Genomic DNA, 24,619 nt, shown 5'->3' on the forward strand with positions numbered 1-24,619 from the left:
CCTGTTCGATCTGCCCTGGAGGCCCCGTGACGTCCCGTCGCAGGGGCCTCTATCGCGCGCGATTGGGCAAAATCCAGATTCCTTTCTAGTATGAGAATTCGAACTGTTTACGCAGCGTTTCAATCAAGTTCTCAGAAAGGAGTCGAGGATGCCGTTGCCCGTCGTTGCACACCGATATCTGCCACTGTTGCTGGCCCTGGCCAGCATTGGCGCGCACGCCGAAGGCGAAACCACGGGCGAGGACCCGCAGCTGATCCGCGTGCTGCTTGCCGCCGAGCTTGAGACCACCCTGTCGAGCCAGATGAGCGGCACCCTGGGTGAACTCAAGGCCAGCTTTGGCGAACACGTGGCCAAGGGCGCCACCCTTGCCCGCTTCAACTGCAACGAGGCCCAGGCACGGGGCAAGGTCGCGGTGGCCGAACTGGCCATGGCGCGGCAGAACCTGGACGCCAAGAAGCAGCTGCGCAAGCTCGATGCCGTGGGCGACATCGAAGTGGCCGCGGCCAATACCGAAGTGCAGAAGGCCGACGGCGCGCGCGCCATGGGCGAGGCGCAGATGAGCTACTGCCAGGTGCTGGCGCCGTTCTCCGGGCATGTCGCCAAGGTCTACGTCAAGCCGTTCCAGACGGTCAGCGCCGGTACGCCGCTGTTCGACCTGGTCAGCGATGGCGCCTTGAAGGTGCGCCTGAATGTGCCATCGAGCCAGCTCAAGGAACTGCGCCCAGGCCAGCCGCTGGAGGTGAGCGTGCACGAAACCGGCAAGACCTACCCGGCCAAGGTCAGCGTGATCAACGCCCGGGTCGATGCCGTGGCGCAAACCGTGGAGCTCGAAGCGCGCTTCGATCAGCGTTTCCCTGAACTGATGGCCGGCATGAGCGGCACTGCGCGGTTCGACCATGACCGTGAATAGGCCGCTCCCTCACCCGCAACTGCTGTTGCAGCTGGACCACCTGCGCGACAAGGCCATGGCCGCCGAAACCCTGAATGCCCTGGCGTTCAGCATGGCCAACGACCTCTACCCGCTGCTGCCCTTCCACCAGGCGCTGGTGTTCGAGCAAGGCAAGGCCGGCCTCGACCTGCTGTGCGTCTCGGGCCTGGCGCGGCCCACCGAGGACTCGCCCTACCTGGTCTGGCTCAAGCGCGCCAGCCGCTGGCTGGCCGAGCGCCTGGCCACTGCCCAGCCCACCTGGCTGACCCTGGACAATGCCGCACCGCCCGAAGATATCGCCCAGGGCTGGAGCGAATGGTGGCCCAGCGGCCTGTGGTGCATCCCGCTGCACGGGCCGGCCGGCGAACGCCTTGGCGTGCTGGTGCTGCTGCTCGAAGAAGCGCCGCCCGAGGTGCTGTACACCCAGCTCGAAGGCCTGACCCGTACCTGGGCCTACTGCTGGCGCACGCTGACCCGGCGCCGCCACCTGCGCCGCTGGCGCCCGAGCCGGCGCCAGGTGCTGGTGACACTGCTGGTGGCCGCCGGGCTGCTGCTGGTGCCGGTGCGCCAGACGGCGCTGGCGCCGGCGCAGATCGTCTCGCGCCAGGCGCAGATCGTCAGCTCGCCGATCGACGGGGTGATTGCCCAGGTGCTGGTGCGCCCCAACCAGCCGGTGGAAGCCGGCACGCCGCTGTTCACCCTCGATGAAACCACCCTGCGCAGCCGCGCCGAAGTGCTCGGCAAGGAAGTGGCGGTGGCCGATGCCGAGCTGCTGGCCGCCAGCCAGCGGGCATTCGACAACCCGCAAAGCAAGAACGAGCTGACCCTGCTGCAGGGCCGAGCCCAGCAGCGCCGGGCCGAGCTGGCCGCCGTGCAGGCGCAGCTGCGGCGCACCCAGGTGGTGGCGCCAAGGGCCGGCGTTGCGGTGTTCAGCGACCCCAACGACTGGATCGGCAAGCCGGTGTCGACCGGCGAGCGCATCCTGCATGTGGCCGACCCGTCGCAACCGGCGATGCAGATCCAGCTGGCCGTGGCCGATGCCATCGCCCTGGAGCCGGGCGCCGAGGTCACGCTGTTTCTCACCGCCTACCCGCTCAGCCCGCTCAAGGGCAAGATCCTCGAAACCAGCTACCAGGCCAAGCCCAGCGACGACGGCGTGGTCGCCTACCGCCTGCTGGCCAGCATCGACGAGCACTCCGAGCATGCCCGCCTGGGCCTGCACGGCACCGCCAAGCTCTACGGCGGCCGGGTGATGCTCGGCTATTACCTGCTGCGTCGCCCGCTGGCCACCGTGCGTGCCTGGAGTGGCTGGTGATGCTCGAGCTCAGCGACCTGCCCCTGCCGCCACTGCGCGAGGACCTGCGCCTGTGCGAAGCCGCCGACAACCGTGAGGGAGAGCCGGCGTGGATGATCCACGACACGGTGGTCAACCGCTTCTACCGGATCGGCTGGCTGGAGTTCGAATGCCTGCTGCGCTGGGGCCAGACGCCGCGCCAGATCAGCGAACAGGTCTCACGCGACAGCGCGCTGAACCCGGACGTCGAGCAGGTGCTGGCGCTGCGGGCGTTCCTCGAACAGCACAACCTGCTGCGCCCCGGCCACGAGCAACTGGCCAGGCTGCAGGCGGCCAGCGAGTCGCGCACCTGGTCGAGCTGGCGCTGGTGGCTGCACCACTACCTGTTCTTTCGCATCCCCCTGTTGCGCCCGCAAGCCGGGCTGCAGCACCTGGCCAAGGCCCTGGGCTGGTTGTTCCACCCGCTGACCGCGGTGCTGGTGGTGGCCCTGACCCTGGTCGGGCTGGTGCTGGTGATGCAGCAATGGGACAGCTTCACCCATGCGGTGGTGGAGTCGTTTTCCACCGAGGGCCTGTTCAGCTTCGCCCTGGCGCTGGTCGTGGCCAAGACCCTGCACGAGCTGGGCCATGCGCTGGTGGCCACGCGCCTGGGCCTGCGCGTCGGGCACATGGGCGTGGCGTTCCTGGTGCTGTGGCCGATGCTGTACACCGACACCGGCGAAAGCTGGAAGCTCAAGCGCTCCCGCCAGCGCCTGGCGATCGCCTCGGCCGGCATCGTCACCGAGCTGTCGCTGGCGGGCCTGGCCACCCTGGGCTGGGCCTTGTGCGACGACGGCGCCCTGCGCAATGCCTTGCTGTACCTGGCGACCACCAGCTGGGTGCTGTCGCTGGCACTCAACGCCAGCCCGTTCATGCGCTTTGACGGCTACTTCATCCTCAGCGACCTGCTCGACTTCCCCAACCTGCACGAGCGCGCCTCGGCCATGGCGCGGGTGGCCCTGCGGCGCAACCTGCTGGGGCTGAATGAGCCCTGGCCCGAGCCGTTTCCCGTCGGCCAGCGGCGGCTGCTGGTGGCGTTCGCCTTTGCTACCTGGCTGTACCGCCTGGTGCTGTTCCTGGGCATCGCGGTGGCGGTGTACTTGTTCTTCTTCAAACTGCTGGGGATCGTACTGTTCATGGTCGAATTGGCGTGGTTCATCGCCCTGCCGGTAAAACGCGAGCTCAACCACTGGTGGCAGCAGCGCGCGTTCATTCCCGGGCAGCGCAAGCGGCTGTTCTACCTGGGCCTGGGGCTGCTGGTGCTGGCCCTGGCGGTGCCTTGGCACAACCAGGTGGATGCGGTGGGCGTGGCCCGTGCCGAACACCAGTTGCGCGTGTACACGCCCTACCCGGCACGCCTCAAGAGCCTGCAGCCGGCCGGCCAGGTCAAGGCCGGCGAGGTGCTGGCGGTGCTCGACGAGCCGGACCTCGACTCGCGCATGCGCAGCAGCGAGGCCACGGCGCGCAGCTACCAGGCGCGGTTGTCGGGGCTGCTGGCCGACCCTGCCGGGCTGGCCGAGGATGCCGCCACCCAGCAGCGCCTGAGCGTGCAGAACGAAGAAGCCCGCTCGGCGCGCCGGGAAATCGCCCGGCTCAACCTGCAGGCACCGTTCGCCGGCGCCTGGCTGGACGTGGACCGCGACCTGCAGCCCGGCCAGTGGCTCAACCGCCAGGAGCCGCTGGGCATCCTCATCGACCCCCGCCACTGGCAGGTCGATGCCTATGTCGCGCAAGACCAGGTGCACCACCTGGCCGTGGGCAACCCGGTCAAGTTCTACCCCGAAGGCCAGGCCACCGCGCTGCACGGCAAGGTGCTGGCCATCGGCAGCACCCGCGCCGGGCAACTGGCCCACCGCATGCTGTCTTCGCACTTTGGCGGGCCAGTGGCCACCAGCGGCCAGTCCCTGACCCCCAATGCGGCGTTGTTCCAGGTGCTGATCGCCCTGGACGAGCCCCTGGCCAGCGTGCGCGAAACCCGCGGCAAGCTGCAGATCGAAGGGGAAAGGCGCAGCGTGCTGGGCGAATTGGGCAAGTGGCTGTTGGGCGTCGGGCTGCGTGAAAGCGGGTTCTGACAGCGCCTCCGGGCGGCTCCCGCTGCACTTTCAGAAAACCCGACTAGCATTGCTTAAGCTCCCGAATTTGCAGTCGAAACTTTGAGCAGGTAAGGACATGGACATCAAAAGCAGAGCCGGCTTCGCCACTGCCTTGCGCCCGCGGTCGCAAACGGTCGCCCTTGAGCAGCGTATCCTGTTCGACGGGGCCGCTGCGGCGGCGGTCGATCAGCAGCACCACAGCGACCCCAGCACTGCAGAGGCCAAGGACAGCAGCCACCCCGCTCCCACCGCCAGCGAGGCGCAAACCACGGCGGCGCCGCCCGCACAACGCAACCTGGTGGTCATCGACGCACGCCTGGAAAACCGCGACCAGCTGGCCGCCAACCTGCCGGCGGGCACCACTGCGCTGGTGGTCGACCCCGGCCAGGACGCCGTCTCGGCCATCAGCAATGCCTTGGCGCAACTGGGCAAGGTCGACTCCATCCAGGTGTTCTCCCACGGCGCCTCCGGCCAGTTCACCCTGGGCAACCAGGTGTTCACCCGCCAGACCGTCGAACAAATGGGCGAGCGCCTGAGCGCCTGGCGCGACGAACTCAACGCCGGCGCCGATATCCAGCTCTACGGCTGCGACGTGGGCACCGGCAGCGCCGGGCAAGCGCTGGTCAACGAGCTGGCACGCTGGACCGGCGCCGACGTGGGCGCCTCGAACAACGCCACCGGCAGCCAGCTGGCCGGCGGCGACTGGCGCCTTGAGGTGCGCAATGGCGATGTGGACAAGACCATCGCCCTGGCCGCCGCCACCCTCGACAACTTCCAGGGCCTGCTGGCCGACGCCAGCCCCACCGCCAGCCTGAGCAGCGGCGGCGCCGAGGTGCAGCTGGGCACCCAGTTCAACTTCACCGTGAGCTTCAGCAACCCGTCCAGCCAGGAAGGCTACGCGCCGTTCATCGATGTGTTCATGCCGGCCACCGGCCGCGATGGCGACGACGGCGCCAGCTTCGTCTCCGCCACCTACCTGGGGCGGGCGGTGAACAGCTTCGTCATCACCTTCGACGCCAACGGCAATGCCACCCACCCGCTGGCCAAGGATGCCAGCGGCAACGCCCTGGTGATCAACGCCGCCAGCGTCGGCATGAAGCCCGGCGACCAGATGGTGGTGCTGCAACTGCCTTACGCCAGCGTCACCAACGGCCAGCCCAGCATCGACATCGTGATCACCGGGCAGCTGAGCAACCTGGCCGACACCACCTACTCCGACGGCGCGCCCAACCTCACCATCAATACCCGCGCAGGTTTCGAGTACGGCAACGACTCGGTGAACAACCCGGTCCAGGACCCGAGCCTGGTGGAAAGCGCGCTGCACAGTTTCGTGATCACGCCGAAGCTGTTGCAGGTCACGCAAACGGTCAACATGCCCGAAGGCGAAACGGTCACCGGCCCCAACTTCACCCGCACCCAGACCGTCACCGTGACCCCGGCGCCCGGCCAGACCCTGACCAACGTCACCGTCACCCAGACCGTGCCCGACCAGGTGCACGTCAGCTCCATCACCCCAGGCCCCGGCGGTACGCTGGCCTCGATCACCCTGCACGACGGCACGGTGCTCACCGACCCCACCGCCATCGCGGCGGCCCTGGCCAACCCCAATGCCTTCGTGGCCAGCTACGACATCCACTACGACACCCTGACCGGCGCCAGCGAAACCCAGGTCAACTTCTATGTGCCGGAGATCGACGCCAACGGCCGCCCGGTGATCGACCCGGCCACCGGCAACCCGGTGACCATCAACTTCGGCAACGCCAGCGTCAATGGCGACTGGAACCCGCTCGACCCGCGCGACCGCCCCACCGACCCGGACGGCTACCCGTTCAATGAAACCGGCAATGGCCAGGGCATCACCTTCGTCGCCAAGTCGATCACCCTGCTCAAGCAGGTCAACCTGCAGAACGACGTCGGCACGCCGGGGCTCACGCCCGGCGACACCCTGCGCTACACCATGGACGTGGCCATCTCCGACTTCTTCGCCTTCGGCGAGAACATCCTCGAGGAAGGCCAGTTCAGCGTCACCGACCTGCTCAGCGATGGCCAGACCTTCGACCCGAGCAACCCGCCCACCCTGATCATCCAGCAGCATGGCGGCTCCCAGGCCATTGCCCTGGTCTATACCCAGACGGTGAACGCCGACGGCAGCACCACGCTGGTGTTCGACATCGCCGAGTCGATCCGCCGGGCCGTTGCAGGCCCGGGTGTCGCGGCGCTGTTCGGCGACCTCTACGACGATGACATACAGGAAGGCGCCACGCGCTTGAGCATCGTCTACGACGCGCTGATCGACACCACCTACACCACCGACCACCCGCCCCACGACCAGCTCAACGAAGGCGACAGCGTCAGCAACAACGCCACGGTCAGTGCCACGGTGCTGCGCGACATTCTCAACATCGGCGGCGTGCAGAGCGATGGCTCCAGCACCACCAGCACCATCGACACCTCCACCGTCGACATCGAGCTGACCCAGGTCAACGGCGGCAACCCGCCGAGCAACGGCGAACTGCGCCCGGGCGATGTGGTGACCTTCACCATCAGCTACGACCTGCTGGTGGCCGATTACGAAAACTTCAAGCTCACCGCCTACCTGCCACTGCCTCTGCTCGACGCCAACGGCATCACCTGGAGCTTCGGCACCGGCGTCGGCCAGTGGAGCTTCGGCAGCGGCAACAACATCCTCGATGTGCCCGACAGCGTCACCACAGGCCCGGGCAACTCGATCATCTTCGACTTCGGCAACTTCGCCTCCGGCGGCCTCAACGGCGGCACCGTGCAGGTGCGCTTCACCATGGTGGTCGGCGACCAGCCGTTCGCCGACCAGCGTGAACTCGACGTGCTGGCGCAGTCGAGCCAGACCACCACGGTCGACAAGACCGTGCTGACGTCTTCCGATGTGGCAGTGATCGAGTCGGTGGCCGAACCTGTGCTGGACATCAAGCATGGCGTGGTGTCCAGCAGCAATGGCACGGTCACCGGCACCACCGGCAGCTGGACCGCCCCCGGCACCAGCGGCGTGCCGTTCGGCGGCAGCGTCACCAGCCTGGCTGCGGTGGACGGCAACGTCAGCGGCATCGACGGTGCCGATACCCTGCGCCTGGCCACTGCGCTGAAGAACAGCGGCGGTGGCGGTGCCTTCGACGTAAGCACCAGCATCACCCTGCCGGCCGGCATTTCGTTCGTCGGCGGCAGCCTGAGCGCGGCCAACCTGCAGATCTACCGGGGCGACGGCACCTTGCTGGTGGCCGGCACCGACTACAGCGTCAGCGGCAACACCATCACCTTCCTCGACGCCAATGGCCAGGCCACCTTGCTGGCCGGGCGCAGCGGCACCGCCAGCGACCTGTCCGGCGCCAACGTGGTGGTGATCACCTACGACGTCAGGGTCAACGACGCGATCCTCGCCTCCAGCACCCTGCAGAGCACCGCGGCACTGACCTACTACGCCAGCGTCGACGGCGGCCAGGACTTCACCCCCACCGACCTGGTGGAGGTGGCCAACCAGCAAGTGGCCGCGCCGACCATCAGCAAGACCTACAAGGACGGCAGCCTCAGCGACGACGACTCCAGCGCCAGCCACACCACCGGCAGCAACCTGGTGATCGGCGAAAGCATCACCTACGACATCGTCGTCACCCTGCCCGAAGGCACCACCGGCAACCTGCGCATCAATGACCTGATCCCCCCGGGCCTGCGCCTGGACCCACGCTTCAACGGCAACCTGGGCTACCAGATCATCACCCTGGCTTCCGGCAGTGGCGCGCTGGGCGCGGATTTCAATGGCGTGCTCAACGTCAACCCGCTGACCCCGGACGGCAGCGACGGCGGCGACCTGATGCTGGTGTTCAGCAGTGCCGGCGCCACCGCCGACAACATCGTCGGCAACAACAGCTTCGTCATCCGCCTGGTGCTGGTGGCCAGCAACGTCACCGGCAACCAGCAGGGCACCACGCTGAACAATGGCGCGCAGCTGGTCTACAGCGACCCCGACGGCGATACCCCCAACGGCGCAGTGGCCGTGGACCGCAGCCTCTACAGCGCGCAGCAGCCCAGTGTGACCATCGTCGAGCCGACGCTCACGGTGACCCAGCAGATCACCTCGACCCCCTCCTTCGGCGGCTTCGACCAGGGCGATGAGGTGATCTTCACCATCACGGTGGCCAACAACTCCGGCACCGATGCCTTCGACATCAGCCTGCTGGACAACCTGCCGACCCAGATCGACAACCTGGTCATCAACGGCTCCATCCAATACTTGGGTGGCGCCACCAACAACGGCAGCATCGACTTCATCATCAGCGGCGGCCAGCTGGTGACCGCCAACGGCGCCAACATCGACATCGCCAACGGCGGCAGCATCGTCATCACCCTCAAGGGCACGGTCAATGCCTCGGCGGCCGGCATGGCGGTGATCCCCAACAACGTGCAGGTCAACTGGAGCAGCCTGAACGGCATCGACAGCAGCACCGACACCGCCAACGGCGAGCGCAACGGCGACGATGGCCTGCTCAACTCGGGCGTGCTCAACGACTACTCGGTGATCAGTGCCTTGCTGATCCCGGTCACCAATGGCATCCAGGTGTCGCGCGTCGGTGGCGTGAGCGACACGCCGCCGGCCACCAACAGCAGTGGTGCCACCGACACCAGCGGCCTGCAGGAAAACGTCGCGGTCGGCGAAATCATCCGCTACCGGGTGGCGGTGCTGGTGCCGACCGGCGACAACCCCAACTACCAGATCCGCATCGAACTGGCGGCGGGCCTGGAGTTCATCCCCGAGGAATTCAACCGGATCCTCATCGCGATGGTGTCCAACGGTGGCCTTACCACCGATGCCGGTGACCTGGTCATCGCAGGTTCGTCGCTGTACATGACCGGCAACCAGAACAGCGATGTGTCCCTGCCGATCCACCCCGACCTAAGCGGCACGGCACCGAGCGGCATCTTCGACACCGCCAACAACCGGCTGCAGATCACCACCAACGGCGACGGCAGCCAGACCATCACCTTCAGCCTCGGCAACCTGACCAACACCGAGATCAACGACAACGATATCGAGGGGGTCATCCTCGAGTTCAACGTGCGCGTCAGCAACGTGGCCGGCAACCAGGCCGACACGCGCCTGGGCATGACCGTCTTCGAGCACGTGGGCGACAACGGCGGCGTCGACCGCGGCCGCAGCGACACCATTTTCGAGCGTGTGGTGGAGCCGAGCTTCACCAACATGGACAAGTCGGTCATCAACGTGACGCCCGGCAGCAGCACCACCGAGGCCACGGTGTCGGTGAGCTTCACCCAGAACGGCGGCGTGCCCGCCTACGAGACCCACCTGGTCGACAAGTTCCCCAATGGCAGCAACTACCAGGTGCAAAGCATCCTGCTCAACGGCACGGCGCTGAACCTGGCCAACCTGCCCGCGGGCATCAGCTTCAGCGATGGCACCGGCATCACCGTCGATTTCGCCCGGCTGGCGCCCAACGACACGGTGCAGGTGATCTACACCGTCACCCTGCCCAACACCGCCAACATCGCCGATGACGCCGCCAGTTCCGCCGTGCTGACCTGGACCAGCCTGCCCAGCGACTTCGAAAGCAACGGCTGGGGTGGCTCGCTGCCTTCCACCCCAGGCGGCGCAACCGGCGAGCGCACCGGCCAGGACGGCGCCAACGGCCTGAACAACTACATCTTGAGCGACGGCGCCGGCATGGGCGTGATCCGCGGCACGCTGTGGGACGACACCCGCAGCGCCACGGACAACGTCACCCCGGACGGCCCGGGCCTGGACGGGGTCGGCGTGACCCTGACCTGGGCCGGCGACGACGGCCTGTTTGGCACCGCCGACGACAAGGTCTTCAGCACCACCACCGCCAACGGCGGGGTGTACCAGTTCGCCCTGCTGCCCTCGGGCAACTACCTGATCGCCGTGGACCAGACCCACCAGGTCACGCCCGGCAACAACTTCCGCGTGCGCATCGATAGCGACACCGCTGCGGCAGCCGCAGGCCTTGGCAGCATCAGCCTGGCCCTGGGCGAAGGCAGCACCGGCACCGCGGACGCCGGCTACGTGCATATCAACGAGGCGCCGGTGAACACCGTTTCCGACCAGCACGGCCAGGAAGACACGGTGCTGCACATCGGTGGCCTGGCGATCAGCGACGTGGACGTGAACGCCGGTAACGCCGATGGCGTCATGACCATCACCCTGAGCGTGGTGCACGGCGTGCTCTGGCAGACCGCCACCCCGCCCGCCGCCAACGCCACGCCACCGGCCGGCGCCGGCCGCACGCTGGTGCTGACCGGTACCCTGGCCGAGCTGAACGCGTTGCTCAGCCAGCTCTATTACAAGGGCGACCAGGACTTCAACACCTTCCGCAACAGCGAAACCCTGACCATGGTCACCAATGACCAGGGCAACTACGGCGATGCGCCGGTCGGCGGCGACGGCATCCCCGGGCAGAACCCGGCCGACGCACTGACCGACACCGACGTGATGAACATCATCATCGACCCCGTCAACGATGCCCCGGTGGCGCACAACGACATCGCCATCGCCGTCGAGGCCGGTGGCTTCAACAACGCCGACCCTGGGGTGAACCCGACCGGCAACGTGCTGGCCAACGACACCGACGTCGATATCCAGACCAACAACGACGTGCTCACCGTCACCCGCATCGCCAGCAACGTCAACCCGGCCGGCGTGCCGGTAACGGGCAACCTGGTCACGGTGATCCAGGGGCTCTACGGCACCCTGGTGATCAGGCCCAACGGCGGCTTCCAGTACATCGTCGACAACAGCAACCCGCAGGTGCAGGCGCTGCGCACCGCCGGCGACTTCATCAGCGACTTCTTCGGCTACGACATCGTCGACACCGGCGGCCTGACCAGCAGCGCGGTGCTGCAGATCAACATCCACGGCGCCAACGACACCCCGATCGCCCACGGCGACACGGCCACCGCCATCGAGGCCGGCGGCACCAACAATGGCACGGCGGGGCAAGACGCGATCGGCAACGTGCTGGACAACGACACCGACGTCGACTCCATAGCGCTGGGCGAGACCAAGCACGTCAATACCGTGCGCTACGATGGCCCCGGGGGCGGCCGGATCATTCCGGTTGACGGTAGCCAGCCGACCACCTTGCTGGCCAACTTCGGCACCCTGACCATCAGCGCCGACGGCAGCTACCGCTATGTGGTCGACAACAACAACGCCGCCGTGCAGGCGCTGTCGCCCGGCGATACGCTGGTCGAGCAGTTCACCTACCAGATGATCGACGCCGGCGGGTTGAAGTCCTTGACCGTGCTGGTGATCACCATCCAGGGCGCCAACGACGCACCGGTGGCAGTGGACGACCACGGCACCGCCAGCGCCGGCGCCAGTGACGGCAGCCCGGCAGCGGTGGATGCCAGCGGCAACGTGATCACCGGCAACGGTGGCATCGGCGCCGATACCGACGTCGACCGCCTCGACCAGCCAAACGCCACCCAGCTCAAGGTGGACGGCGTGCGCAGCGGCCTGGAAAGCGCCGGCGGCGCGCTCACCTCGGTGGCCAGCGGCGCCCCCGCATCCATCCCCGGCACCGTGGCCCGCCTGGCCGACAACAGCCTGATCAGCGGCAACTTCGGCCAGCTCACCCTCAACCAGGACGGCACCTACACCTTCGTGGTCAACAGCGCCGACCCGGCCATTCGTGCATTGGCGGCCGGGCAGAGCCTGGACGTGATCTTCACCTACCAGATCCACGACAGCGGTGGGCTCACCGACCAGGCGCAGTTGGTGATCACCGTGACCGGGGTCAACGACCCACCCGTGGTCAACCCGGTCACCGTCGACGCCATCGAGGCTGGCGGGTTGAACAACGCCACCCCTGGCCTCGACCCCAGCGGCAGCATCCGCGCGGCATACACCGACCCGGAAGGCGATACCCTGACCATCAGCGGCGTGCTCAGCCCCACCGGCGCCATCGCCGCCCCCGGCCAGAGCCTGGCTGGCAACTACGGCAGCCTGGTGCTCGATGCCCAGGGCAACTACCGCTATGTGGTCGACAACAGCAACAGCGCGGTGCAGGCCCTGCGCACCGACGCCGACCGCCTCACCGAGGTGTTCCAGTACAGCGTCAGCGATGGCAACGGCAAGGTCGTCACCGCCACCTTCACCGTGGTCATCCACGGCCGCAACGACACCCCCATCGCCGCCGATGACAACGCCACCGCCATCGAGGCCGGCGGCGTCAACAACGGTACGCCCGGCCAGGCCGGCAGCGGCAACGCGCTGGGCAACGACAGCGACGTGGATGCCGGCGACGGCAAGTTCGTCGATGGCATCTACCTGGGCACCCTGGCCGCAGGTGGCACCTTCGTCCAGGTCAATGCCGGCGCCACCGTGGTGGCCGGCACCTACGGCACCCTGAGCATCGATGCCAACGGCAACTACGTGTACACCGTCAACGACAGCCTGGCCGCGGTGCAGGCGCTCAAGGCCGGCGAGCAACTGCGCGAAACCTTCACCTACCGCATGCACGACATCGCCGGTGCCAGCGCCCAGGCGCAGATCAACATCACCATCGAAGGCCGCTACGACACGCCGGTGGCGCATGACGATTTCGCCTATGCCGTGGCCGAGGACGACGATGGCAATGGCGGGCGCAACCCCACCGGCAACGTGCTGAACAACGACACCGACGTGGATGCCAACGACACCAAGGTGGTCACTGCCGTGGGCCTGGGCGCCGAAAGCAGCAACCCGACCCTCGACCCGCTCACCGGCAGCGCCACGCTCACCACCCACTACGGCACCCTGACCCTCAACGCCGACGGCAGCTACCGCTTCGTGGTCAACTCCTTCGACCCCGACATCATTGCCCTGGGCCCACTGGGCTTCGTCATCCAGAACTACACCTACCAGGTCACCGACGCCGGCGGCCTGAGCGACACCGCCACCCTGACCATCTTCATCCGTGGCGAGAACCAGCCGCCGGTCGCCGGCCCCGACCAGGGCCTGGCGGTCGAGGCCGGTGGCGTCGACAACAACATCCCGGGCAGCAACCCCAGCGGCAACGTGATGGACAACGACAGCGACCCGGACACGGTCAACATCCTGTTCCCGGAAACCCTGCAAGTGCTGGCGTTCTGGAGCGGCGACGGCCCCCTGCCGGGCAATGCCAGCCTGGTCGGGCAAACCCTGCGCGGCCAGTACGGCGACCTCACGCTCAACGCCGACGGCACCTGGAGCTACGTGCTCGACAACAGCCTGCAGGCGGTGCAGGCACTGCGCGTCAGCGGCCAGACCCTGGTCGACAACTTCACCTACCTGGTCAGCGACATCTGGGGCGGCACCGCCAACGGCTCGCTGACCATCACCATCGACGGGCGCAACGACTACCCGCAAGCCCATGACGACACCGCCCAGGCGGTGGAAGCCGGCGGCGTGAACAATGGCACGCCGGGCGTCGACCCACGCGGCAACGTGCTCGACAACGACACCGACATCGACGGCGTGCAGTACGGCGAAACCAAGACCGTGGTGCAGTACACCGGCGAGAACGGCCGCACCGCCAGCGCCGGCGAAGTGCTCCAGGGCCTGTACGGCACGCTGCTGATCAATGCCGACGGCAGCTACCAGTACATCGTCGACAACGCCAACCCCACCGTGCAGGCGTTGCGCAGCGCCGGCGAGTCGCTGCGCGAGGTGTTCACCTACCGCATGCGCGACACCGCCGGCATCACCTCGGACGCACGCCTGACCGTGACCATCCAGGGCGCCGACGACAACCCGGTGGCCCGCGACGATGCCAGCTTTGCCAGCGACCAGGTGCCGGCGCCGCACACCAGCGGCAACGTGCTGGTCAATGACAGCGACGAGGACGGCGGCGACGCGATCACCGTGACCGGCATCCGCACCGGCCAGGAGAACGGCAGCGGCAGCGCCGGGGTGGTCGGCCAGCCGATCCTCGGCAAGTACGGCACCCTGGTGCTCAATGCCGACGGCAGCTACACCTACACCATCGACCTGAGCAACCGCGACGTGCTGGCGGCGGCGGGCCTTGGCCAGGTGCTCAAGGATTACTTCACCTACACCATCAGCGACCTTGCCGGGGCCACCGACCAGGCGCAGCTGACCATCACCCTGGACATCGCCACCCCGTACATCCCGCCAGGGCCGCACCTGGACCGCGATGGCCTGGGCGGCACCGCGGCGCTGCCGCTGCCGGACGTGTCGCCGGCGATCTTCGTCGCCCCGGTGGTGGAGCGCGTCAACCAGACCCTGACCCTGTCGGCCTGGAGCGCGGACGGCAGCAATGTGCAGCTGTTCGCCACCCCCGAGATCGAAAGCCAGTCGATCGGCAGCCAGCTGGGCCAGGTCAATGGCCAGTTCGTCGCGCGCGCAGTGGCCGAAAGCCGGCGCGACAGTGCCGAGGACAAGAACTGGGTCGACGGCCGCCATGGCGTCATCAGCCTGAGCGCTGATGGCCTGCTGCCGGACCCTTCGCTGTGGGCACCCTTCCAGGCCGACATGGTACCGGCCGCCGAGAAGCCCCCGCAGCCCGCGCACGGCTTCCGTGCGCAGTTGCGCGAAGCCGCCCAACGCCGCGGCAGCAACGCACCATGATGTCGATGCCTATTCACGGATGGACCAAGGACTGCCTATGCCAGTAGCCACATTGAAAAGCCTGAGCACCTTCACTGCTGTGAGCATTCTGCTCAGCGCTTGCTCGGCCTTCGAACCCAAGCCCTACAGCGAAGATGAAATGCGCCAGCGGGTGATCGACGACCAGGCGCGCATGTACAAGGAACAGGAGCCGGTGAGCGGCCCCATCACCTTCTACGAGGCGTCGGCGCGGGCCTTGAAGTACAACCTCGACTACCGCCTGAAGCTGCTGGAAAGCGCGTTGGCCTCGGACCTGCGCGACGTGTCCAGCCACGAGATGCTGCCGCGCCTGGTGGCCTCCGCCGGCTACGCCGGGCGCAACAACGACTCCGGCGGCACCTCGATCGGCATCGAGGACCGCCAGGTCAGCTTGCGTCCTTCCACCTCCGAGGAGCGCTACCGCACGCTGTACAGCCTGGGCCTGTCGTGGAGCCTGCTGGACTTTGGCGTCGCCTACTTCCGCACCCAGCAGAAGAACGACCAGATCCTGATGGCCGAAGAGCGCCGCGAAAAAGTCGCGCAGAACGTGCTGCAGGATGTGCGCAACGCCTACTGGCGCGCGCTGGGCGCCCAGCGCCTGCTGCCGGAAGTGGACGGCCTGCTGATGCGCACCCACCGCGCCCTGACCTCGGCCCGTGAAGCCGAGGGCAAGAGCCTGCTGCCGCGCCAGGACATCCTGGCCTACCAGCGCGCCCTGCTCGACTCGGTGTACATGCTCACCGTGCGCCGCCAGGACCTGGAGTTCGCCCGTGCCGAGCTGGCCGCGCTGATGTCGCTGCCGCCCAATACCCGCATGGTGCTGGCCGACACCAGCGAACCACCGCTGCCGCTGCTGACCGGCAATGTCGAGCAGCTCGAGCGCCTGTCCCTGGAGCGCCGCCCGGAAATCATGGAAGAGTGGTACCGCAAGCGCGTGAGCATGAACGACCTGAAGATCGCCAAGGCCCAGTTGTGGCCCAACGTGAGCTTCAACTACGGCTACGAGTACGACTCCAACAAGTACCTGTACAACAGCGACTGGAACCAGACCGGCATCAACGTCTCGATGAACCTGCTGCGTCTGCTGCAGTACCCGGACATCACCGCCGCGGAAAAAAGCCAGGAAAAGACCGACGACATGCGCCGTACCGCGCTGTCGATGGCAATCCTGACCCAGGTGCGCGTGGGCCTGCTGCGCTATCAGCTGGCCCGCCAGGAAGTGGAGTTCGCCGACGAAAGCCTGCGCGTCGACCAGAGCCTGCTCAGCTACGCCCAGTCCTCGCGCAATGCGGCGCTGGGCAGCGAACTGGAGCTGATCCGCGCCGAAGGGCGCATGCTGCTCTCGCGCTACCAGCGCGAAGCGGCCTACTCCGATGCCCAGGCAGCCTGGGGCCGGCTGTACAACTCGATCGGCTTTGCAGTGATGCCCAAGGAAATCGGCCAGCATGATGTCAAGACCCTGGCACGGGAGATCCAGCGCACCGTCGAGCAGCAGACCCAGGACAACCTGCTGGCGGCCGGCAAGTGAAACTGAAGGCGCATGAACAAATCTTCATGTACGCCGTGATGCCCTGATGGCGGGGTGAAACGCCAGGCAACGCGCACCGTGCGTCGGCCCTTGCCTTGAGGGCCGGCGCCGGTACGCGTAGCATCGCCGCCCCGCATCCTTGTGGGAGCCGGCTTGCCGGCGATTCGAGTGCGTAGCACTCGTCTACATCCATGTTGGCTGGCCTGGCGTACTCGCCGGCAAGCCGGCTCCCACAAGTTTCGCGTGTTCAGCCGACCCACCACCGCCCATGCCCCAGCCGATCCCCCTCAAGGACCACGAAAAGGAAAAGCACCTGGTCAACCGCCGGCTCCTGGCCTGCGCTGCCCTGGTCTTCAGCCTGGTGGCCGTCCTCGTCGGCAGGCTCTATGTGCTGCAAGTGCTGCAACACGACCAGCAGAGCGCGGTATCGGAAAACAACCGCGTGCACGTGCTGCCCATCGCCCCCGAGCGCGGGCTGATCTACGACCGCAACGGTGTGGTGCTGGCCGACAACAAGCCCAGTTTCGACCTGACCATGACCCGCGAGCGCGCCGGCGACTCGGCCAAGGTGCTCGACACCCTGGCGCAGGTGCTGGGCCTAGGCGAGGATGACCGCCTGCAGTTCGACAAGGACCTGCGCCGTGGCCGCAAGCCATTCGAGCCGGTGACCCTGATGGTTGGCCTGACCGAGGAGCAGATTGCCCTGGTGGCGGTGAACCAGTTCCGCCTGCCGGGCCTGGACGTGGAGCCGCAGTTCATCCGCGAATACCCCCTGGCCGAGCATTTCGCCCACTCGGTAGGCTACGTCGGGCGCATCAACGAAAAAGAAGCCAAGACCCTCGACAGCACCGAATACCGGGGCACCCAGTCGATCGGCAAGACCGGCATCGAGCACTTCTACGAAAGCCAGCTGCATGGCCATGTGGGCTACGAGGAAGTCGAGACCAATGCCCAGGGCCGGGTGATGCGCGTGCTCAACCACCAGGACCCGACCCCCGGCAAGGACATCGTGCTCAGCCTCGACGCGCACCTGCAGGTGGCCGCCGAAAAGGCCCTGGGCGAGCGCCGTGGCGCGGTGGTGGTACTGGACCCGGCCAACGGCGACGTGCTGGCGATGGTCAGCAACCCCAGCTTCGACCCCAACCTGTTCGTCAAGGGCATCAGCTTCAAGCAGTACGCCGCCCTGCGCGACTCGATCGACCGCCCGCTGTTCAACCGCGTGCTGCGCGGCCTGTATGCGCCGGGCTCGACGGTGAAGCCGGAAGTGGCCATCGCCGGCCTCGACAGCGGGGTCATCACCCCGGGCAGCCGGGTGTTCGACCCGGGCTACTACGAGCTGCCCAACTACGATCACAAGTACCGCAACTGGAACCACAGCGGCGATGGCTGGGTGGACATGTACACCGCCATCATGCGCTCCAACGACACCTACTTCTACGACCTGGCGCACAAGCTGGGCATCGACCGCCTGCACGACTACATGGCCGAATTCGGCCTGGGCCAGAAGGTCTCGCTGGACATGAACGAAGAGGCCGCAGGGCTGATGCCTTCGGCCCAGTGGAAGCGGGCGACGCGCCGCCAGGCCTGGTTCCCCGGCGAAACGCTGATCCTCGGCATCGGCCAGGGCTACATGCAGGTGACCCCGCTGCAGCTGGCCCAGGCCACTAGCCTTCTGGCCAGCAAGGGCATGTGGCACCGCCCGCACCTGGCGATGACCGTGGGCGGCGAAACACCGGTCGACCCCAACCCGATGCCCGACATCGTGCTGCACGACCGGCATGCCTGGGACCAGGTCAGCCAGGGCATGCAGATGGTCATGCACGACCCGCGCGGCATCGCCCGCGCCGCCGCCGCTGGCGCCCAGTACCGCATCGCCGGCAAGAGCGGCACGGCGCAGGTGGTGGCGATCAAGCAGGGTGAGCGCTATAACCGCAACAAGACCCTCGAACGCCACCGCGACAACGCCCTGTTCGTCGGCTTCGCCCCGGCCGACCACCCCAGCGTGGTGGTGGCGGTGATGATCGAGAACGGCGAAGCCGGCGGCCGGGTGGCGGGGCCGGTGGTGCGCGAGGTGATGGATGCCTACCTGCTCGATGACCAAGGCCACCTGAAGCCCGAGTATGCCGGCGGCGCGGCGCCCAAGCCGGTGCCGCACACCTAGGGCTGCTGCGCAGCCCATCGCCGGCAAGCCGGCTCCCACACAACCCCACAGCCCCCACCAAACCCTGTGGGAGCCGGCTTGCCGGCGATAGGGCCCGCACAATCAACACAAATGCCCGCTTGCGAAACACCCGCGTTTCAAAATGCTACAACTGCGAGCATCGACCCTCTATTCGCGCCCTCCTCAGCTCCACTCCTCCATACCCTGAATTTCTTTTAACCTCATATTTTTCAATCAGTTAAATATAAAGGCAAAAACCCAAGTGCCTCCCCGGGCCCGCTTTTTGCTTGAATATTCAAGTGAATAGTAATGCATACCCCCATTCCAAGAGTTCGCCCAAGCGATCCGTTCCACGTCATACCGTGCGAGGCATCCATGACCCCTGCAAGCCGTGTTTCCGACGACCATTTCCAGGCCTGGCTCAGCCAGGTGAATGAAGCCTGCGGCCACTTCAACGGCCGCAAGCTGGACCCAGGCTTCGTCGGCCAGCTGGAAAAATGCCAGGTAGGCCAGATTTCCATGAGCATCGTCGACATGACCCAGGTGAACCTGTTCCGCGGCCAGCGGGAAATCCGCGCCAGTGGTGCCGACAACTACTACGCCGTGCTGCAGCTGGCCGGCACCTCACGCATCGAGCACCAGCAGGCAAGCATCGAACTGCAGGCCGGCGACCTCACCCTGATCGACGCCAGCACCCCGCTGGACATGCACTTTCACCAGCGTTCGCGGCAACTGTCGCTGATCCTGCCGCGCACCCAGGTGCAAGCCGGCACCCGCGGCATCGGCGTTGCCTGCGCCAGGCGCATCGAGGCGCAGACACCGCTGGCCAGCATGGCCCGGCAGATGATGCTCGAAGCCGGGCGCACCCGGCACATGGCCAACAACGAAAGCCTGGCGGTGCTCGATGCGCTGATCGCCCTGCTGCGCCCGGCCATCAGCCAGGACTCGGTGCCCGGCAGCCACGAGCGCATGTTCCGCAAGGCCCTGGCGCTGATCGACCAGAACATCACCTGCGAAAGCCTGAGCCCCGAGTTCATCGCCCGCGAAGTGGGCATTTCCATGCGCAGCCTGTACCGCATCTTTGCCAAGCATGAGCTGGTGATCGCCCAGTACATCCGCAACCGCCGCCTCGAATTCTGCGCCGAAAGCCTGCGCAACCCGGCCATGGACCAGAAAGTCTCGTCGCTGGGTTATGCCTGGGGGTTTTCCGATTCGAGCTATTTCAGCACCGCATTCAAGGCGCGCTTTGGCATGACGCCAGGGGAATATCGCAAGCGGCATGCGAACTGACCTCCCCACAGGCCACCACTTGGCAACCCTGGCAAACAGCCTGGCAGGCAGAGCAAAACCCGGTGCGCCAAGCTGGCGCACAATCGAGCCATAAACCAACAAGAAACAACCCTGGAACCGTACTGATGTCGACCATCACCCCGCGCAAATTGGCCATCCCCTTCCTGCTCGCCGCCCTGGCCAGCCCCCTGGCCCTGGCAGAAGAATGCGCCGCCCCGCAATCCCGGCAAGGCGAACAGGTGTTCGCCCGCGACTGCGCAGCCTGCCACTCGGCACAGCAGAACGGCCCGGTGATGATGGGCCCCAACCTGCACGACGTGCTCGGCCGCACCCCCGGCACCGCGCCCGGCGCCAACTACTCGCAAGCCATGAAATCGCGCCAGGCCGCCTGGACCGCCCAGGGCATCAGCGCCTTCATCGAGCAGCCACAAGCCGCCGTGCCGGGCACCTACATGCCCTATGCCGGCCTGCACGACGCCGCCGAACGCCAGGCGGTGACCTGCTTCCTCGCCAGCCTCAAGTAACACGCGCGCTGCCCTACCAAAGGCCCCGAAATGGGGCCTTTGGCGTTTTGGCACGCTGCCAAAGGCAACTGGCAGCCAGGGCAAAAACCGCCGTCGGGGCTTGCTGCATGATCCTTGGGAACTTCTGCCAAACCCATGACAAAGGAAGCCAGACCATGCTCCACCGCCCGTTCCGTCTCACCCTGGCCGCCGTGCTGGCCGGGGCCTCGCTGCAGGCCTGCGCCCTGGAGCTCTACGGCGACGCCGAGCGCCACCTCAACGCCAATATCGAAGCGGTGTTCGGGGCGTTCCACAGTGAAGAAAGCTATGCCATCGCCCGCGACCATGAAGGCTCCCAAGCCTGGCGCGAGGGCTACATCAAGTACGGCCTGAGCGGCGACCAGCGCCTGGGCGGCGCCGGCTCGCTGTACGGCGCCTTCGCCCTGCTCAGCTCGGCCACCTGGGGCGATGGCGATGCGGCGGGCTTCAGCGACGGCAGCGAACGCACCAGCAAGATCGAGGACGCATACCTGGGCTGGAAGTCGGGCAACCTGGTGCCGCTGCTGGGCGAGGACGGCATCGACCTGTCGTTCGGCAAGCAGATGGTGGCGGTCGGCGACGGCTTCCTGATCCAGGGCGACTCGCTCAACGTCGGCCATGGCCTTGCCGACGGCCAGTTCAACCGCGGCGGCGCCTACTACCTGGCCGCGCGCAAGAGCTTCGACAAGACCGCCGTGCTGCGCCTGGGCGGCAAGACAGGCTGGCGTGGCGACCTGATGTGGCTGCAGTCGGACAACCGCGCCCAGGCCAACACGGAACTGCACGTGGCCACCCTGGAGCACGTGGCGGACGCCGGCACCGTCGGCCTCACCTACGTCGGCACCACCCACGTGGACGAACAGTACGCCTCGCCCCAGCAACTGGAACGTGACGGCATGAAGACCTACAGCCTGCGCGTCCAGGGCAATGCCGGGGTGGAAAATCTGTTTCTCTCGGGCGAATACGCAAAGCAGGACAAACCGCACAGCGCCACCGAGGATGCCTGGTACCTGGAAGCCGGCTGGACCTTCGCCGACCTGCCCTGGCAGCCGAACGTCAGCTACCGCTACAGCCGCTTCTCCGAGCAGTACGACACCCTGTTCTACGGGCTGGGCCGCGGCCTGGGTACCTGGTTCCAGGGCGAAGTGGCCGGCAACTATGCCGGGCCCTTCAACAGCAATGCGCGGGTGCAGAAGCTTGGCCTGAGCGTCACCCCTGCCCCATCGCTGAGCCTGGGCGCGATGCTGTTCAAGTTCGACACGATCGACCGCAACCTGGGCAACGTCGACGGCCGCGAGCTGGATGTGTATGCCCAATGGTCGATCAACGAGCACCTGATGGTGGTGCCGCTGGTGGGCCTGTATCAGCCCGACCGCAGCGCTGCCCGGGGCGGCACGCAACTGGGCAACGACAACAACAACAACCTGTATAGCCAGGTGGTGTTCGTCAGCACCTTCTGAGCCGGCGCAAGGGGCGCGGCGCGCCCCGTAGCGCTCAGAGCGTTTCGAGGTTGTGGAACACCACTTCGAGCATGCGGTTCAGGCGCTGTACCTGGGCTTCGGTCAGGCCCTTGAAGCTGCGCTGGAACAGCTCGCGGGTCACCTCCTGCATGCGCTCGATGTTCTGCAGGCCGACCTCGGTGATGCGCACCTGGGTCACGCGCCCGTCTTCCGGGCTGGGCGCGGTGTCCACCAGGCCGTCGTCCTTCATGCGGTAGACGATCTTGGTGATGGTCGACAGCTTGGCGATGGCGTGGGTGGAGATCTCGGAAATGCTCGATTCACCGTTCTCGTTGAGGATCCACAGCACGCGCCAGCGCGGCACGTCGAGGTCGATCTTCTTGAGCAGACGCTCCATGTTCTGGGTGTAGCGACCATGCACACGGGCCAGCCAGTAGAAAGGGAAATCTTCCTTGCGAAATTCATCGCTGGCCGGGTCGTGGTGGCTGTGGCCTGTGTTCTTCGAGTTGCTCATCGATTCACTACTTGTGCGGAAATAGTCGCGCCATCATAGCCGTTTGTGCGCATTTGGCTACCGGCAGGCGCCATACAATACTGGAATATTCAGTTGACATTTCACGTAATTGAAACGCATTTTATCGGCTGGGCCGTGCCCGGCATCCCCTCCTTCAAGGCTGAATAAAAATGACAATAATCGTAGAAACCCTCGACCTGGGCGGCGCCGGCCCCCGGGTCATGGTCAAGGACACCCTCGATGTCGCCGGTACCGCCACCCGCGCCTCGAGCCAGGCGCTGGAGCACGCGCCGCTGGCCGAACGGCATGCAGAAGTGGTCAGCCATCTGTTGGCCAACGGCGCGCGCCTGACCGGCAAGGTGGGCCTGCACGAGCTGGCGTTCGGCACCACCGGCATCAACCACTACACCGGCACCGCCGCCAACCCGCGCTTCCCCGGGCGCATTCCCGGCGGCTCGTCCAGTGGTTCGGCGGCGGCCGTGGCGGCGGGCCTGGCCGACTTCAGCCTGGGCACCGACACCGGTGGCTCGGTGCGCATCCCGGCATGCTGCTGCGGCGTGTTCGGCTTCAAGCCGACCTTTGGCCGGGTCAGCCGCAAAGGCGTGATGCCGGCGCACAGCAGCCTGGACTGCGTCGGCCCGTTCGCCGCCAGCCTGCCGATGCTGGTACGGGCCATGAGCATGATCGACCCCACGTTCGTGCCCGCCCAGGTGCCGGCCAAGGCCCGCATCGGCGTGCTGCGGGTGACCGCCGAGGCAGCCATCCACAAGGTGGTGCACGGCGCCCTGAGCGCCAGTGGCCTGCCGCTGGGCAACGTCGAGCTCAAGCACTTTGGCGCGGCCTATGACGCCGGCATGGTGGTGATCAACCGCGAAACCTTCGAGGGCTGTGGCCACCTGCTGGAAACCGGCAAGGTCGGCGCCGACATCGCCGGGCGCCTGGCCGCGGCCGGCACCACCAGCGACAGCGCGCTGGCCGAGGCTGAAGCCGTGCGCCAGCGCTTCACCGAGGAAGTCGACCAGGCCCTGGCAGGCTTTGACGTGCTGGCGTTGCCGACCATGCCCGACTTTCCGCTGCGCCTCGAAGAGGCCGGCGACACCCGTGCAGTGCTGGGCATGACGTCGCTGGTGCGCCCGTTCAACCTGTCGGGGCACCCGGCCCTGAGCATCCCCCTGGGCAGCGCCGCCGGCTTGCCGGTCGGCCTGCAGCTGGTGGCGGCCAAGGGCGCCGACGAGAAGCTGCTGGCCGTGGCCGAGCGGTTGTTGCTCAACCTTTACTGAAACGAGTTGGCTATCTCCTGTAGGAGCGGCCTTGTGTCGCGAAAGGGCTGCGAAGCGGCCCCCTGCAATCGAGGTGGCGCCGATGAGACCCTGGGGCCGCTTCGCGCCCCTTTCGCGACACAAGGCCGCTCCTACAACCAGAGCCGAATACCATGCCCGATACCCATGAACTGCACGCCCGCCTGCAGCGGTTTGAAAGCCAGCAGGCGATCCGCGTGTGCATCAACCGCTACATGGAACTGTGCGATCAGCTCGACGCCAGCACCCCGTTGGACGAACTCGCCGAACTGTTCACCCGCGACGCCGTGTGGGAAGGCAAAGGGGCCAAGTATGCCGCAAGCTTTGGCGGCTACCGTGGCCGTGAAGCGATCCGGGCGATGTTCGCCACCTACATGAAAACCCCGGCGCACTTCGCCTTGAACGTGCATTTTCTGACCAGCGAAGTGATCGAGGCCGACGGCGACCAGGGCCTGGGCCGCTGGGTGATGCTGCAGACCAGCACCTTCGCCGACGGCGCCTCGCACCTGAATGCTGCGCGGCTGACGGTGCGCTTCGCCCTGGAACAAGGGCAATGGCGGATGGCGCACTTCCAGACCGAAAACCAATTCAGCCGGCCGGTCAGCGCCTGGAACGACGAGGCGCCGCTGCCGGTGCCTGAGCGGTAACAGCGCCCTGGCCCCATCGCCGGCAAGCCGGCTCCCACAGCTACTCCACAGCACTCAGGCTCAGTGGTGTACCTGTGGGAGATTCTATGGTTGGGGGCAAAGTTTTTTGCCCCCGTTACTGATGTATTCGCTTTGGTTTTTCATCAGGGCGAACGCAATTCTGGCTAATTTCCGGGACAGGATGACGAGGGCCTG

The 24,619-nt window shown here is 66.7% G+C and carries 12 protein-coding genes and 1 pseudogene; 11 read left to right on the forward strand and 2 right to left on the reverse strand.

From position 1 onward, the window contains the following. The first annotated feature begins 148 nt into the window (after positions 1–148). The 9 genes from L6D75_RS22680 (at position 149) to L6D75_RS22720 (ending at position 21,965) form a co-directional block, all read left to right on the forward strand. Entirely contained in the window at positions 149–910 is a 762-nt protein-coding gene (locus L6D75_RS22680) for an efflux RND transporter periplasmic adaptor subunit (protein ID WP_176517550.1), read from the forward strand. After that, the gene (locus L6D75_RS22685) at positions 897–2,243 is read left to right on the forward strand and encodes an efflux RND transporter periplasmic adaptor subunit (protein WP_176517549.1); all 1,347 of its coding nucleotides are present in this window, start codon (positions 897–899) and stop codon (positions 2,241–2,243) included. Before L6D75_RS22680 ends, L6D75_RS22685 begins: the two co-directional genes overlap by 14 nt. Further along, complete coding sequence (locus L6D75_RS22690; RefSeq protein ID WP_176517548.1) at positions 2,243–4,333, forward strand: site-2 protease family protein; 2,091 nt, start codon at positions 2,243–2,245, stop codon at positions 4,331–4,333. The genes L6D75_RS22685 and L6D75_RS22690 overlap by 1 nt, the downstream gene beginning before the upstream one ends. A 97-nt stretch (positions 4,334–4,430) precedes the next feature. Beyond that, a complete protein-coding gene (locus tag L6D75_RS22695) occupies positions 4,431–14,966 on the forward strand; it encodes a VCBS domain-containing protein (protein ID WP_176517547.1) in 10,536 nt (3,511 codons plus the stop codon). 37 nt (positions 14,967–15,003) lie between these two features. Beyond that, positions 15,004–16,512, forward strand: a complete 1,509-nt coding sequence (locus tag L6D75_RS22700) for a TolC family protein (protein ID WP_176517546.1) — start codon at positions 15,004–15,006, stop codon at positions 16,510–16,512. Positions 16,513–16,780: 268 nt separating this feature from the next. Then, positions 16,781–18,673 carry a penicillin-binding protein 2 gene (gene mrdA, locus L6D75_RS22705; RefSeq protein ID WP_176517545.1) on the forward strand — a complete coding sequence of 631 codons (1,893 nt, stop codon included), beginning with the start codon at positions 16,781–16,783 and terminating at the stop codon, positions 18,671–18,673. A gap of 375 nt (positions 18,674–19,048) precedes the next feature. Further along, complete coding sequence (feaR, locus tag L6D75_RS22710; protein ID WP_176518083.1) at positions 19,049–19,963, forward strand: transcriptional regulator FeaR; 915 nt, start codon at positions 19,049–19,051, stop codon at positions 19,961–19,963. Between the two features lie 125 nt (positions 19,964–20,088). Continuing rightward, positions 20,089–20,487, forward strand: a complete 399-nt coding sequence (locus tag L6D75_RS22715) for a c-type cytochrome (RefSeq protein ID WP_176518082.1) — start codon at positions 20,089–20,091, stop codon at positions 20,485–20,487. Between the two features lie 155 nt (positions 20,488–20,642). Next, entirely contained in the window at positions 20,643–21,965 is a 1,323-nt protein-coding gene (locus L6D75_RS22720; RefSeq protein WP_176518081.1) for an alginate export family protein, read from the forward strand. A 34-nt stretch (positions 21,966–21,999) separates the two neighbouring features. On the opposite strand, the gene L6D75_RS22725 is transcribed toward L6D75_RS22720, so the two are convergent. After that, on the reverse strand, positions 22,000–22,479 hold the full coding sequence (locus tag L6D75_RS22725) for a MarR family winged helix-turn-helix transcriptional regulator (RefSeq protein ID WP_176518080.1): 480 nt from the start codon (positions 22,477–22,479) through the stop codon (positions 22,000–22,002). 170 nt (positions 22,480–22,649) lie between these two features. Here L6D75_RS22725 and L6D75_RS22730 point away from each other — a divergent pair, with 170 nt between their 5' ends. After that, positions 22,650–23,759, forward strand: coding sequence for an amidase (locus tag L6D75_RS22730; protein ID WP_176518079.1), 1,110 nt, complete (start codon positions 22,650–22,652; stop codon positions 23,757–23,759). A 152-nt stretch (positions 23,760–23,911) separates the two neighbouring features. After that, positions 23,912–24,424 (forward strand): nuclear transport factor 2 family protein, encoded by a 513-nt coding sequence (locus L6D75_RS22735; RefSeq protein WP_176518078.1) that lies wholly within the window; start codon positions 23,912–23,914, stop codon positions 24,422–24,424. Positions 24,425–24,508: 84 nt separating this feature from the next. On the opposite strand, the pseudogene L6D75_RS22740 reads toward L6D75_RS22735, so the two are convergent. Continuing rightward, positions 24,509–24,619: pseudogene (locus L6D75_RS22740) on the reverse strand (IS110 family transposase); the annotation flags it as partial.

The sequence above is a fragment of the Pseudomonas faucium genome (assembly GCF_021602585.1).
Classification (GTDB): Bacteria; Pseudomonadota; Gammaproteobacteria; order Pseudomonadales; family Pseudomonadaceae; genus Aquipseudomonas; species Aquipseudomonas faucium.